The following is a 14,230-nucleotide window of genomic DNA, read 5'->3' on the forward strand; positions in this document are numbered from 1 at the left end:
CGGCACTCTTAAAGTCTCAAGCAAAATAATACCTGGAGGAAACGATGAGCGTGCAATCGCCATCGCGCGGCGTTGCTGTCCCTGCGGCATCATCTCGCTCGGGCACAATGTTCGCAAAGCCGAGCCAGGAGCAGATCGTGCTCCTGATCACGATCGCGCTTCTGGTCGTGTTCGGCCTGACGCTGAACGGCTTTGCCACCGTCTCCAACCTCCTGAATCTGTTGCGGAGTATCTCCATCCTCGGCGTGCTCGGCCTCGGCATGGGGCTGATCGTGATCAGCCGCGGCATCGACCTCTCCGAGGTCGCGATCATGGCGGGTTCCTGGGCGATCGCGCTGATCGAGATGCAGAACGGCATGCCTGTTTTCACGGCAGTGCTGCTGGCGTTGGCGATTGCGGTCCTGATCGGCGTCGTCAACGGCGTGATGGTCGCCTTCGTCGAGGCGCCGGCGCTGTTCGTGACGCTGGCGGCGGGCTTCGTGATCTATGGCCTTGCGTTCTGGATCGCGCCGGCCTGGGTGGTCTACGCGCCGAAGGATGCGCCGGGCCTGATGTATCTCGGCGCCGGACGGCTGTTCGGCATCCCGGTTCCGATCCTGGTGTTCGCGGTCTGCGCGATCGCGATGCACCTGTTCCTGTCTCGCACCTCGATCGGCCGCTTCATCTATGCGCAGGGCGACAATCCGGAGGCCGCACGGCTGACCGGTGTCCCGCTGCGGCCGCTGATCGTGCTCGAGCACGTGCTGGTTGCACTGCTCGCCTGGATTGCAGGCCTGGTCTGGGTCGGCACCACAGGCAGCATGCAGATGGCGATCACCCAGGGCACCATGATCTTCGACGTCGTGCTGGTCGTCGTGATCGGCGGCATCAGCCTGATCGGCGGCCGCGGCAGCGTGTTCAGCGTCGTGGTCGGCTGCGTCCTGATTGGCACGCTGCTCAACGCCTTCACCATCATGGACGTCAACAGCGAGGTGCAGAACATCGTCAAGGGCGTGGTGCTGCTGGCCGCCATCGTGCTCGACAACTGGCTGCATCCCCGCGACGAGGAGACCGCGCGGCAGGGCGACTAAAGGAAGGCGACTGAAGCAAGACGACTGAGCGCGCCCCTCGCGCCAATCAATCAGAACAATTCCCAATCAATCAAAAGAATTTTGTGTGGAGGAGACGATGAAGACGACCAAGTTCTGGACGATCCTGCTCGCCGGCGCGACGCTGGCCACGATGCCGTTTGCGGCATCCGCGCAGGAGGAAGGCACCAAGACCGCGCGCGAGCTGCGCGCCGTCTACGACAAGGCGCTGCAGGGCAAGACGATCGCCTATCTGCCGATCGCGCTCGGCGTGCCGCTGTCCGACGAATGGGGCCGGGTGGTGCAGGAAGAGGCCGAGTGGCGCGGCATGAAATACGTCGTGCGCGATCCCAACAACAACCCCTCGGCGATGCAGCAGGCGCTGACCGCGCTGGTCGACCAGAAGCCCGACGTGCTGATCGTGCAGAATCCGAGCGTCACGCTGTTGATGAAGGACCTCAAGCGCGCCGAAAGCCAGGGCACGCATGTGATCCAGATCAACATGTCCTCGAACTACAAGTCCGGTGCCTTTGTCGGCGCCGACTGGCGCGAGATCGGCAAGATGCTCGCGAGCGAAACCGTGAAGGCCTGCGGCACCGGCTCCGGCAAGTCGGGCAAGGTCCAGATCGTGCAGGGGGAACTGACCGCGGCCGCCAGCGTCGACCAGGTGGGCGGCATCATGGAGGTCTTGAACAAGGATCCCAACATCAAGGTGGTCTCGAACCAGGCCGCCAACTGGGACGCCAACACCGCGCTCAATGTCACCGCAACCGTGATCCAGCAGCATCCTGACCTGTGCGCCTCGATCGGCTTCTGGGGCATCATGGAGTCGGGCGCGGCGCAGGCGATCCGCAACGCCGGCAAGATCGACGACGTCAAGGTGTTCGCCTCGGGTGAAGGCTCGCAGCTCGATTGCGACCAGGTCAATTCGGGCAATTTCTACAAGTTCCTGAGCTACAAGGCGACCGAGCAGGGCCATGACCTGATGTTCGCCGCCGAAACCCTGCTGGTATCCGGCGAGAAGCCGGGCGGGCGCAATCTCGTCTACTACACGCGGCCGATCTGGCTCGACAAGTCGAACGCCTCGGGCGCCAACTGCTTCGCGCTACCCAAGAAAAACTAACAAGGCGCGAGACAGCCGGCGCGGGGGGCATTCCCGCGCCGGCTGTATCACAAGCATGATCCGGAAAAGTGGAAGCCGGTTTTCCGAAAGATCATGCTCAATAAGAGAACGAGATCACGATGGGAGTTCTCACATCATGATCGAGGGAGTGCTTTGACGATGTCGATGGCTGTCGATTCCTTTGCCGCATCGGTGCGGCGGTTCTCGCCCCGGCTTTTGCTGTCCGAGCTGTTGCTCAAGCAGTGGTTCGAGCCGGTGGTTCCCTTCACCGTGATGGTCGGGCTGTGGACCTATTTCGCGCTCACCATTCCCGACTACGCCTCGGTGCAGAACTCGGTATCGCTGCTGCGGCTGTTCGCCGAATTCGGCTTTGTCGCGCTCGCGATGGGCTTCTGCCTCGTCACCGGGGGCATCGATCTCTCCGTCGGCGCGATCTTCGCGCTGTGCAATTTTGCAGCACTGTATTTCCTGCTGGTGCGCGAATGGCCGGTCGGTCTGGCTATTCCGGCGACGCTGGCGGTCGGCGCGCTGCTCGGCAGCATCAACGGCTTCCTGATCGGCTTCCTGAAGACGCGGCCGTTCCTGACCACGCTGGTGACGCTGATCATCCTGCGCGCCTCGGTCAATCTGCTCAACACCAGCTATGCTCAGGTGTTCGCGACCAACTCGGTCGAGAGCGACGCGTGGGACTTCGTCGGCGGCGGCAGCGTGCTCGGCATTCCCATCAATGCGGCGACGCTGTTCGTGGTGCTCCTGATCTGCCACATCTTCCTGTCGCGCTCGCGCTATGGCTGGCATCTCACCGCGATCGGCGCCAGCCGCAAGGCGGCGCGCCACGCCGGCATCCGTGTCCGCCTGATGCTGTTCATGACCTATGTGCTGTCGGGCACGCTGTGCGCGGCGAGCGGCATCTTCTACGCTGCACGTCAGGCCTCGACAGATTCCACCACCGGCGTCGGCTGGGAGTTCCAGGCGCTCACCGCCGTGGTGCTCGGCGGCGTCTCGCTGGCCGGCGGCAAGGGCACGGTGTGGCGGGCCATGATCGGTGCGCTGATCATCTTCCTTCTGATCAACGGCCTCGTGCGCATGGGCATCCCGGGCTACGTCACCTCGGCAGTGACCGGCATGATCCTGCTCGCCGCCGTTGGCATCGACGTCAAATGGTCGAAGAACCGCGGCAAGGCGATCCAGAAGATTTATGTCAACCCGGCCTTCGTGCCGCTGGCCTCGGCGCCGGCGGTGCAGCCCGGCGCGACATCGCCCTACGCGCAGAACGACCGGCTGATCAACGCGCAGGCGATCGGCGTCGACCAGGTCGAGGGGCCCGAGGATGTCATCCTCGACCGCCAGGGCCGGCTCTACGGCTCGACCCGCGACGGCAACGTGATCCGCTTCTCCGGGCCCGACTTCAAGACCCGCGAGGTGTTCGCCCATATCGGCGGGCGGCCGCTCGGCATGCAGTTCGATCGCGACGAGAATCTGATCGTCGCGGTCGCCGGCATGGGCGTCTACGGCGTCGCGCCCGATGGCGGCATCTTCAAGGTCACCGACGAGACCAACCGTACCTGGTACAAGCTGAACGACGATTCCCGGCTGCGCATGGCCGACGACCTCGACATCGCGCCCGACGGCAAGATCTATTTCAGCGACTGCACCACGCGCTACGAGATGACCACCAACACCCTCGACATTCTCGAGGGCCGGCCGAACGGTCGCGTGGTCTGCTACGACCCGGCGACCAAGACCACGCGCACCGTGATCAACCACTTCTATTTTCCGAACGGGATCTGCGTCTCGCATGACGGCAAGTCGATCCTGATCGCGTCGACCTCGCTGTGCAAGGTGTTCCGCCACTGGATCGAGGGGCCGAACAATGGCAAGACCGAAGTGCTGATGGACGAACTGCCGGGCAACCCCGACAACATCAACCGCGCCTCCGACGGCACCTATTGGCTGGCACTGGTCGGTATTCGCACGCCGACCTTCGATCTCGCCGCGCGAAAACCCGGCTTCCGGCTGCGCATGGTCAAGCAGGTGCCGACCGACGAGTGGCTGGCGCCGGCGCTCAACCATGGCTGTGTGCTGAAGTTCAACGAGCAGGGCGAGGCGCTGGAGTCGTGGTGGGACCCGACCGGCATCTCGCATTCAACGTTGACCTCGATGCGCGAGCACGAGGGCTATCTCTATCTCGGCGGGCTCGAGAACAACCGGATCGGCCGCATCAAGCTCGACGGCGTCGACGACAGCTGGACCGGCTACGATGCGTATTGGGGCGCAAAGAGCAGGGTGGCGAAATAATGGGATTTTTCGATCATCTGCTGCGCGACATCAGAAGCGTCATCGACCGCGACGGTGGCCAGAACGCGATCCCGCCGCTCGACGGCGCGATGAGCCCGAACGACCGGCTCGACGCCGCCGTGCCGATTGGCGAGCCGCTGCCCGGCATCGACGACGTTATCGCGACCGGCGACGGCGCGGTCTATGTCTCCGCCGGAAGGCAGGTGCTGAAGCTCAGTGGCAACGATCTCTCGACCCGCACTGTTGTCGCCGAGTTCGAGGACGATGCCGGCGGGCTGGCGCTGCATCCGGACGGCCGCCTGCTGGTCTGCGTCGCGGGCAGGGGGCTAGCCGCGATCGATCCGGCAAAGCCCGATCCGCGCTGGCTGGAGGCTGCCGGCGGCAGCGCGCTGACCGGGCTGTTGTCGGTGACGGCGGCGCCCGATGGCCGCATCTATGCCGTCGAAGGCAGCGCCGGCCGCCGCCCAGGCGAGTGGCGGCATGATTTGATGGAAAAGCGCGCCAATGGCCGCCTCGTGAGCTGCGGTGCCGGCCTCGACAATCCGCAGGTGCTGCTGCGCGACCTGGCGTATCCCTATGGCGTCAGCGTTTCGGACGACGGCAAGAGCCTGTGGCTCACGGAGAGCTGGGCGCATCGGCTCAGCCGCTTCGCGCTTGCCGGTGACGGACTTGGCCCGCGCGAGACCGTCGCCGCCAATATGCCGGGCTATCCGGCGCGGCTGCATCCGGATGGCCATGGTGGCCTGCTGCTCGGCATGTTCGCGCGCCGCACGCATCTGATCGAGTTCGTGCTCAAGGAAGACGATTTCCGCGAGGAGATGATGGCGACGATGCCGCCGGATTACTGGGTGGCGCCGGCGCTCACCGGCGGCAGCGATTGCCTGGAGCCGATGCAGATCGGCAGCGTCAAGGCGCTCGGCATCCAGAAGCCCTGGGCGCCGCCGCGCTCCTATGGCCTGCTGGTGCATCTCGACGCCGATGGCGAGGCCAGCGACAGCCTGCACAGCCGCGCCGGCGGCCGCTTCCACGGCATCACTGCCGCCTGCGCCACGCCCTCGGGCGTCGTGATCGCCGCGCGCGGCGCCGGACGGCTGCTGCGCTATACGGGAGAGCTGCGATGAATGACGGCGTGATGCAGGCCACGACCGCGCCCCAGTCCGCAACCCGCGAGCCGGTGCTGCGGATCACTAGCGGCTCGAAAATCTATGGCGGCGTTCACGCCATCGAGGGCGTCAATTTCGATCTCTATCCCGGCGAGGTGCACGCGCTGGTTGGCGAGAACGGCGCCGGCAAGTCGACGCTATGCAAGGCGATCGCGGGCGCGATCAATCTCACCTCCGGCGACTATCTGCTCGACGGCAAGCCTGCCAATTTCGAGCAGCCGCGCGACGCGCTCGATGCCGGCATCTGCATGGTCTATCAGGAGACCAGCCTGGTGCCGACCATGACGGCGGCGCAGAACATCGAGCTCGGCAACGAAAAGCTGCTGACGCGCTTCCGCACCCTGAACATCCAGGCCCAGCAGCTGCTGCAGTCGCTCAACTTCCACGTCGATCCGGCAACGCCGGTGGCGCTGCTCGGCACCGCCAAGAAGCAGATGGTGGAGATCGCGCGCGCGATCTACAACAAGGCGCGCATCATCATCTTCGACGAGCCGACCGCGTCGCTGACGCCGGAGGAGATCGTCCACTTCTTCCATCTGGTGCGCGACCTGCGCGCCCGCGGCGTCTCGATCATCTACATCTCGCATGCGCTGGAGGAATCGCTGCAGATCGCCGACCGCATCACCGTGCTGCGCGACGGCAAGCTGGTGATCACGGCGCCCGCCAAGCAGCTCACCCGCGACGCGCTGGTGCAGCACATGGTCGGGCGCGAGGTGGCGCAGGCGGTCTACGGCCGCAAGGAGAAGACCCATCAGCGCCGCGAGAAGGTGCTGACGGTCGAGAACGTCACCATGGGCATGGCGGTCAAGAACATGTCGTTCTCGGTCTATGCCGGCGAGGTGGTCGGCATCGCCGGCCTGATCGGCTCCGGCCGCACCGAGATCGCCAAAATCATCTACGGCGCGCTGAAGCGCAATCTGGTCAATGGCGGCACCATCCGGCTGCGCGGCAAGCCGATCCGCTACCGCGTGCCGCGGCAGGCGATCAATGACGGCATCGCCTACATCACCGAGGACCGCAAGGCCAACGGCTTCTTCGAGACCATGGTGGTCGACGACAACGTCTATATCGGCAGCCTCGCCACACGGAAGGGCTGGAGCTTCCTGCTGTCGCGCGCCAAACGCAGCAAGCTTGCGAACTATTGGGTCGAACGGCTCAAGATCAGCGCGTTGCAGCGTAAGGCGCGGATCGTCGAGCTGTCCGGCGGCAACCAGCAGAAGGTGGTGCTGGCCAAGACGCTGGTGCAGGAGCCCTCGATCATCTTCTTCGACGAGCCGACCCGCGGCGTCGACGTCGGCACCATCCCGCACATCCACGGCGAAATCCGCCGTCTCGCCGACGAGGGCAAGGCGGTGGTGGTGATCTCGTCGTATCTGCCGGAGATTCTCGCGGTGTCCGACCGCATCCTGGTCGCCCGCACCGGCCGCATCGCCGCCGAATTCGACGCCGCCGACGCGACGCAGGATAAGATTTTGTACGCGGCGGTGCATTGAGGTCGCACGGCCCAATCTCTCCCTGTCATTCCGGGGCGGTGCGAAGCACCGAACCCGGAATCTCGAGATTCCGGGTTCGGCGCTGAAGCGTCGCCATCAGGTGCGCAATTGTGCACCGGGGAATGACGAACGGACAGGCGCGCGCTCCTAGCGCTGATTTGTCCGACGGCCTGCGCCCTCTGCGAGAGGGCGGAACGAGGCGTTAGCTCGGGCGTTTCATGCCGCGAGAACAGGAAGCCGTATCACATTCTGTCATCGCCCGCGAAGGCGGGCGATCCAGTACGCCGCGGCCCTTCCGCTCAAGCACGACCGTCTCTGGAATACTGGGTCGCCCGGTCAAGCCGGGCGATGACGGGTGGAATGGGTGGCGAACCCGCCCTTGACAATTATTTTAAGTATAAAATAATATCCGGCATCGGCTCGCTGGAGAAATGCCCCCAGCCCGCCGAACCCAACGGGAGAACGCCATGCGCATCGTTTGCATTGGAGGCGGGCCGGCCGGGCTCTACTTCGGCATCCTGATGAAGATGCTGGATCCCGCGCACGTCATTTCCGTGATCGAGCGCAACCGCCCCTACGACACCTTCGGGTTCGGCGTGGTGTTCTCGGATGCGACCATGGACAACATGCGCAAATGGGATCCGGTCACCGCCGATACGATCGAGCAGGCCTTCAACCATTGGGACGACATCGAGGTCCTGATCAAGGGCCGGCGGATGCGCACCACCGGCCACGGCTTCGTCGGCATCGGCCGCAAGCGGCTGCTCAACATCCTGCAGGCGCGGGCCGAGGAACTCGGCGTCGAGCTGATCTTCGAGCGCGAGGTCAATTCCGATCTCGAGTTTCCCGACGCCGATCTGATCGTGGCGTGCGACGGCGTGAACTCAAAGGTCCGCACCAAGTACACCGAGACCTTCCAGCCCGACATGCTGATGCGGCCGAACCGCTATATCTGGCTCGGCACTGTCAGGCCGTTCGACGCCTTCACCTTCGACTTCCGGAAGACCGATCACGGCTGGTTCCAGGCGCACATCTACAAATTCGAGGACGGCGCGGCGACCTTCATCGTCGAGACCACCGAGGAGGCGTATCTCGCCCACGGCCTCGACAAGATGGAGCAGGGCGACTCCATCGCGTTCTGCGAGAACGTGTTCGCGGAAATCCTCGAGGGGCATCATCTGGTCTCCAACGCGCGGCATCTGCGCGGCTCGGCCTGGCTGTCGTTCCCGCGGCTGATCTGCGGCAAGTGGACCGCGTTCAATGGGAACAGCCACGTCGTGCTGATGGGCGATGCCGCCCACACCGCGCATTTCGCGATCGGCTCGGGAACCAAGCTCGCGCTGGAAGACGCGATCGAGCTCACCAATCAGTTCAAGAACCACGGCGCTGTCAGGGACAGGATTCCGGCGGTGCTGCATGCGTATGAAGAGCTGCGCCGGGTCGACGTGGCGCGGATCCAGAACGCCGCGCGCAACGCGATGGAATGGTTCGAGGTGGTCGGCTCGCGCTATGCCGATACGCTGGAGCCGGAGCAGTTCATGTATTCGCTGCTGACCCGCTCGCAGCGCATCAGCCACGAGAACTTAAGGCTGCGCGACAAAGCGTGGCTAGAAGGCTATGAGCGCTGGTTCGCGGAGCGGAGCGGCGTGCCTGCCACCAACGAGCGCGTCACGCCGCCGATGCTGACGCCGTTCCAGATTCGCGGGCTTTCGCTTACCAACCGGATCATCGTCTCGCCGATGGCGATGTATTCGGCCGAGGAGGGCGTCCCGAACGATTTTCATCTGGTGCATTTCGGCTCCCGCGCGCTCGGCGGCGCCGGCCTGCTGTTCACCGAGATGACCTGCGTCTCGCCCGAGGCGCGGATCACGCCCGGCTGCTGCGGCCTGTGGAATGACGAACAGGCAGCGGCCTACAAGCGTATCGTCGATTTCGTGCATCGCAATTCGGGGGCCAAGATCGGCATCCAGCTCGGCCATGCCGGCCGCAAGGGCTCGACCCGGGTTGCCTGGGAGGGCATGGACGAGCCGCTGCCTGACCACAATTGGCCGCTGGTGTCGGCCTCGTCGGTACCTTATCTGCCCGACGGGCAGGTGCCGGAGCCGATGAGCCGCGCCGAGATGGACGAGGTGCGCGAGCAGTTCATCGCAGCGGCCAGGCGCGCCGCGAGCGCGGGCTTCGATATTCTGGAGCTGCACTGCGCCCACGGCTATCTGCTGTCGAGCTTCCTCTCGCCGCTGACCAACCGCCGCACCGACGGCTACGGCGGATCGATCGAGAACCGCGCGCGTTATCCGCTGGAGCTGTTCCGCGCCATCCGCGCGGTGTGGCCGGAGGACAAGCCGATGTCGGTCCGCCTGTCCTGTCACGACTGGGCCGAGGGCGGCAACACGCCCGAGGATGCGCTCGAATTCGCAAAACTGTTCAAGGAAGCGGGCGCGGATCTGATCGATTGTTCGTCGGGCCAGGTCTGGGCCGACGACCATCCTATCTATGGCCGGCTCTACCAGACGCCGTTCGCCGACAAGATCCGCAACGAGGTCGGCATCGCCACCATCGCGGTCGGTGCGATCTCGGAAGCGGACCATGCCAATTCGATCATCGCCGCCGGCCGCGCCGATCTCTGCGCCATTGCGCGGCCGCATCTCGCCGATCCGGCCTGGACGCTGCACGAGGCCGCGAAGATCGGCGTCAAGCAGATCGCCTGGCCGAAGCAGTATCAGTCGGGCAAGTCGCAATACGAAGCCAATCTCGAACGCGCAGCCGCAGGAGGGAAGCCATGACACGGTTCTGGCCCAATGCGCATGCGCTAGTCACCGGTGCCGGTTCCGGCATCGGCGCCGCAACAGCGGTCGCGCTCGCAACAGCCGGCGTGCGCGTCAGCATCGCCGGACGCCGGATCGACGCGCTGAAGGCGACGGCGGCGTTGCTCGGCAAGAACACCGGCGCTGTTGTTGCGATCGACGTGACCGATGAAGCGGCGGTGACCAAGGGTGTCGCGCAGATCGAAGCCGCGGCCGGCCCGATCGATATCCTCGTCAACAATGCCGGCAAGGCCGCCAGCGCGCCGTTCGACAAGACCAACGCGGCGCTGTGGGCCGAGATGCTGGCGAGCAATCTCTCCAGCGTGTTCCTGGTGACACAGGCGGTGCTGCCGGGGATGGCGCAGCGCTGCCGCGGGCGGGTGATCAACGTGGCCTCGACCGCAGGTCTTACCGGCTACGCCTATGTCTCGGCCTACGTCGCGGCCAAGCACGGCGTCGTCGGCCTGACGCGCTCGCTGGCGCTGGAATATGCCCGGCGCGGCGTCACCGTGAATGCGGTCTGCCCCGGCTATACCGACACGCCGCTGGTGGCGGATGCCGCCGCCAACATCGTCGCCAAGACCGGCCGCAGCGAGCAGGAGGCGCGCGCTGCGCTGGCCAAAGTCAATCCGATGCAGCGGCTGGTCACGCCGGAGGAGGTCGCCGACACCATCCTCTGGCTGGCATCCGAGGCTGCATCGTCAATCAACGGACAAGCCGTGGCGGTCGCCGGCGGCGAAGTCCTTACCGGGTGAAGGAACACATCATGTCCGAGATGAAAGCAAAGCTCCGGCCGTTCAAGGATTATCCCGCGAAGCACTTCCGCTGGTCCACCGATGCGAGCGGCCGTGTCGCCACCATCACGCTGAACCGGCCGGACAAGAAGAACCCGCTGACCTTCGAGTCCTACGAGGAGCTGCGCGATCTCTTCACCAATCTCAAATATGCCTCCGATGTCCGGACCATCGTGCTGACCGGCGCCGAGGGCAATTTCTGCTCCGGCGGCGACGTGTTCGAGATCATCGAGCCGTTGACGCGGATGGCGATGCCGGATCTGCTCGCCTTCACCCGGATGACCGGCGAGGTGGTGCGGGCGATGCGCAAATGCCCGCAGATCATCGTCGCCGCGATCGACGGCATCTGCGCCGGCGCCGGCGCGATGCTGGCGCTGGCGTCCGACCTGCGGCTGGCGACGCCGCAGGCCAAGACCGCATTCCTGTTCACCCGCGTCGGCCTGGCCGGCGCCGACATGGGCGCCTGCGGGCTGTTGCCGCGGGTGATCGGGCAGGGCCATGCTGCCGATCTGCTCTACACCGGCCGGGCGATGAGCGCCGAGGAGGGGTTTGCGTGGGGCTTTCACAACCGCCTGGTGCCACCGGCCGAACTCGCTGCCGCCGCGCAGGAGCTGGCGCGCTCGCTCGCCGATGGACCGTGGTTCGCGCATGGCGTGACGAAGACGATGTTCAACCAGGAATGGGCGATGGGCGTCGACGAGATGATCGAGTCGGAGGCGCAGGCGCAGGCGATCTGCATGGTGACCGGCGATTTCCGCCGCGCCTTCGAGGCCTTCGCCGCCAAGCAGAAACCCGCCTTCGAGGGCAATTGAGATGATCGAGATCCTGCAACCGGACGGATGGGCGAAGCCGATCGGCTACGCCAACGGCATGGCCGCGCGCGGCAAGCAGATATTCATTGCGGGCCAGATCGGCTGGAACGGGCAATGCGTGTTCGAGACCGACGATCTGGTGGCGCAGATCGCGCAGACCCTGCGCAACATCGTCGCGGTCGCCGCCGCCGGCGGGGCCGGGCCCGAGCACATCGTGTCGATGACCTGGTACCTCGTCGACCGCAAGGAATATTCCGCGCGGCTGAAGGAGATCGGCGTGGTCTATCGCGATGTGATCGGTCGGAGCTTTCCGGCGATGACCGCCGTCCAGGTTGCCGGCCTGATCGAGGATCGCGCCAAAGTGGAGATCCAGGCGATAGCGGTGCTGCCGGATTGAGGGGAATGGGCCTCAGAGTAATCCGTCATCCTGAGGAGCGGCCTCTTGGCCGCGTCTCGAAGGATGCACGGCCCCGCTGGTGGCCGTCGACCCTTCGAGGCTCGCTGTGCTCGCACCTCAGGGTGACGGGAATAGATTGGAGTACGCTGAAGCAATGTTAAGCCTAAGCCCAATCATCGCGGGCCAGCCCGAGTTCGGGGCGGCAAACCTGCTTGCGGCCAGCCAAGCGGCCGTGCGACCCTAGGCGCAAGCGTAAAAACGTCCTGTTGTGAGTGGAGTAAAGGACGATGAAGGCGATTATCGTCGGAGGTGGAATCGGAGGCCTCACCACTGCGTTGATGCTGCGCTCGCGCGGCATCAGTTGCGAGCTGTATGAGCAGTCGGAGACGATCCGCGAGCTCGGCGTCGGCATCAACACGCTGCCGCATGCGATCCGCGAACTGGCGGGGCTTGGCTTGCTCGACAAGCTCGACGACGTCGCGATCCGCACCTTTGAGCTGTTCTATCTGACGCGGCATGGGCAGCAGGTCTGGCATGAGAAGCGCGGGCTCGATGCCGGCCACGACGTGCCGCAATTCTCTGTTCATCGCGGCCGCCTGCAGGGCGTCATCCATCAGGCCGTGATCGACCGTCTTGGCGCGGACGCGATCCGCACCGGCTGCCGGCTCGGCTCGTTCACGCAGGACGAGGGCGGCGTCTCGGCCCATTTCTTCGACCGCGCCGGCAGCCATGTGCACACCGCGCGCGGCGACATTCTGATCGGCGCCGACGGCATCCACTCCAAGGTGCGCGAGATGCTGTTTCCGGATGAAGGCGGGCCGTGCTGGAACGGACTGATGCTGTGGCGCGGCGCCACCGATTGGCCGGCCTTCCTGACCGGACGCTCGATGATCATCGCCGGCGGGCTGAACGCCAAGGCCGTGATCTATCCGATCGCGCCGGGCTCGAGCCCGGCAAGCCGCCTCACCAACTGGGCGGTGCTGGTGCGGATCGGCGACGGCTCCTCGCCGCCGCCGCGCCGCGAGGGCTGGTCCAATCTCGGCCGGCGCGACGAGATGATGCCCTATGTCACTGGTTTCACGATCCCGCAGGTCGACTTCGCCGGCCTGATCAACGCCACGCCGGAGTTCTGGGAGTATCCGTGCTGCGACCGCGATCCGCTACCGTACTGGTCGAGCGGCCGCGTCACGCTGCTCGGCGACGCCGCGCATCCGATGTATCCGGTCGGCTCGAACGGCGCCTCGCAGGCCATTCTCGATGCGCGCTGCCTCGCCGATATGCTGGCGCGGGCCGAACATCCGCGCCAGGCGCTGGCGGCCTACGAGCGGCAGCGGCTGCCGATGACCGCCGACATCGTCGCCTCCAACCGCCGCGGCGGGCCCGAGGGCGTGATCGACGCCGTCGAGCAACTCGCGCCGCAGGGATTTACCGACGTTGACACCATCCTCAATTACGAGGCGCGCGAGGCGATCGTCCGCGGCTATGCGGCGAAGGCCGGCTTCGCCGCGCGCGTGGTGGCGCGGCAGTAGGTCGAGGCGAGACGATTGCTCCTCATGGTGAGGCGGCAACTTCCAATCCGTCACCCCCGCGCAACGGCTTCGCCGTTGTCGCTGGAGGAGGCCGCAACGCGGCCGTCTCGAAGGGTCGACGGCCACCAGCCGGGCCGTGCATCCTTCGAGACGCCGCTTCGCGGCTCCTCAGGATGACGGAGAGAGGCCGGCTTCGCCGCGCGCGTGGTGGCGTGGCAGTAGCCAAGGGAGGCGATGCTACGCCGGAGGCGGCGGCAGGAAGTGGATGTTGTGTTCGGCGGCGAGCCGGACCACGTCATCCGGGTTCTGTTCTTTCATGTTGTGGATCGCCCAGAACAGGTCGTAGAGCCTCCGCGTCGGCGACACCAAGAACAGCGTCTTGGCCGGCTGCTGCGACTTGTTGAAGATGCCGTGCGGCTTGCCCATGGGCAGGCGCACCAGATCACCAGGGGTGGCGGATTCGTCGGCGCCGTCGAGCATGAAGTCGAGCTTGCCCTCGAGGATATAGAGGTACTCGTCCTGGTCGGGATGGATATGCGGAGGCACGAAGGTGCCCGGCGGAAAAGTGGCGTGCCAGGAGAACGAATGCTCGGTGCGGCTCTTCGGCACGTAGGTCTGGCCAAGGATGCTCCAGGAAATGCCCTGGATGCCCTCATTGGCGCGGGTGATGCCGGCGATCTCGTCTTTCATCGTCATGTTTCCCTCGCTTTGTTTGGCGCGTTTTCTTCACGCGAACCGGTGTCCACTTCG

Annotated in this window: 11 protein-coding genes; 10 read left to right on the forward strand and 1 reads right to left on the reverse strand. The window is 65.4% G+C overall.

From position 1 onward, the window contains the following. The first annotated feature begins 44 nt into the window (after positions 1-44). From V5279_RS15800 to V5279_RS15845, 10 genes are all read left to right on the forward strand, one after another. On the forward strand, positions 45-1,070 hold the full coding sequence (locus V5279_RS15800) for an ABC transporter permease (protein ID WP_224741713.1): 1,026 nt from the start codon (positions 45-47) through the stop codon (positions 1,068-1,070). A gap of 97 nt (positions 1,071-1,167) precedes the next feature. Then, complete coding sequence (locus tag V5279_RS15805; RefSeq protein ID WP_338698818.1) at positions 1,168-2,190, forward strand: sugar ABC transporter substrate-binding protein; 1,023 nt, start codon at positions 1,168-1,170, stop codon at positions 2,188-2,190. Positions 2,191-2,349: 159 nt separating this feature from the next. After that, positions 2,350-4,488 carry an ABC transporter permease gene (locus V5279_RS15810; RefSeq protein WP_338698820.1) on the forward strand — a complete coding sequence of 713 codons (2,139 nt, stop codon included), beginning with the start codon at positions 2,350-2,352 and terminating at the stop codon, positions 4,486-4,488. Then, a complete protein-coding gene (locus V5279_RS15815) occupies positions 4,488-5,609 on the forward strand; it encodes an SMP-30/gluconolactonase/LRE family protein (RefSeq protein WP_338698822.1) in 1,122 nt (373 codons plus the stop codon). The genes V5279_RS15810 and V5279_RS15815 overlap by 1 nt, the downstream gene beginning before the upstream one ends. Beyond that, on the forward strand, positions 5,606-7,144 hold the full coding sequence (locus V5279_RS15820) for a sugar ABC transporter ATP-binding protein (RefSeq protein WP_338698824.1): 1,539 nt from the start codon (positions 5,606-5,608) through the stop codon (positions 7,142-7,144). Before V5279_RS15815 ends, V5279_RS15820 begins: the two co-directional genes overlap by 4 nt. A 467-nt stretch (positions 7,145-7,611) precedes the next feature. Then, positions 7,612-9,927, forward strand: coding sequence for a bifunctional salicylyl-CoA 5-hydroxylase/oxidoreductase (locus V5279_RS15825; protein WP_338698826.1), 2,316 nt, complete (start codon positions 7,612-7,614; stop codon positions 9,925-9,927). Then, on the forward strand, positions 9,924-10,703 hold the full coding sequence (locus V5279_RS15830; RefSeq protein ID WP_338698828.1) for an SDR family NAD(P)-dependent oxidoreductase: 780 nt from the start codon (positions 9,924-9,926) through the stop codon (positions 10,701-10,703). The genes V5279_RS15825 and V5279_RS15830 overlap by 4 nt, the downstream gene beginning before the upstream one ends. A gap of 11 nt (positions 10,704-10,714) precedes the next feature. After that, positions 10,715-11,554 carry an enoyl-CoA hydratase family protein gene (locus V5279_RS15835; RefSeq protein WP_338698830.1) on the forward strand — a complete coding sequence of 280 codons (840 nt, stop codon included), beginning with the start codon at positions 10,715-10,717 and terminating at the stop codon, positions 11,552-11,554. 1 nt (position 11,555) lies between these two features. Continuing rightward, positions 11,556-11,951 (forward strand): RidA family protein, encoded by a 396-nt coding sequence (locus V5279_RS15840; RefSeq protein ID WP_338698832.1) that lies wholly within the window; start codon positions 11,556-11,558, stop codon positions 11,949-11,951. A 287-nt stretch (positions 11,952-12,238) separates the two neighbouring features. After that, the gene (locus tag V5279_RS15845; RefSeq protein WP_338698834.1) at positions 12,239-13,480 is read left to right on the forward strand and encodes a flavin-dependent oxidoreductase; all 1,242 of its coding nucleotides are present in this window, start codon (positions 12,239-12,241) and stop codon (positions 13,478-13,480) included. Between the two features lie 237 nt (positions 13,481-13,717). On the opposite strand, the gene V5279_RS15850 is transcribed toward V5279_RS15845, so the two are convergent. Beyond that, the gene (locus V5279_RS15850) at positions 13,718-14,170 is read right to left on the reverse strand and encodes a cupin domain-containing protein (RefSeq protein ID WP_338701215.1); all 453 of its coding nucleotides are present in this window, start codon (positions 14,168-14,170) and stop codon (positions 13,718-13,720) included. Positions 14,171-14,230: the final 60 nt, after the last annotated feature.

The sequence above is a fragment of the Bradyrhizobium sp. 26S5 genome (assembly GCF_036923295.1).
GTDB classification, from domain to species: Bacteria; Pseudomonadota; Alphaproteobacteria; order Rhizobiales; family Xanthobacteraceae; genus Bradyrhizobium; species Bradyrhizobium septentrionale.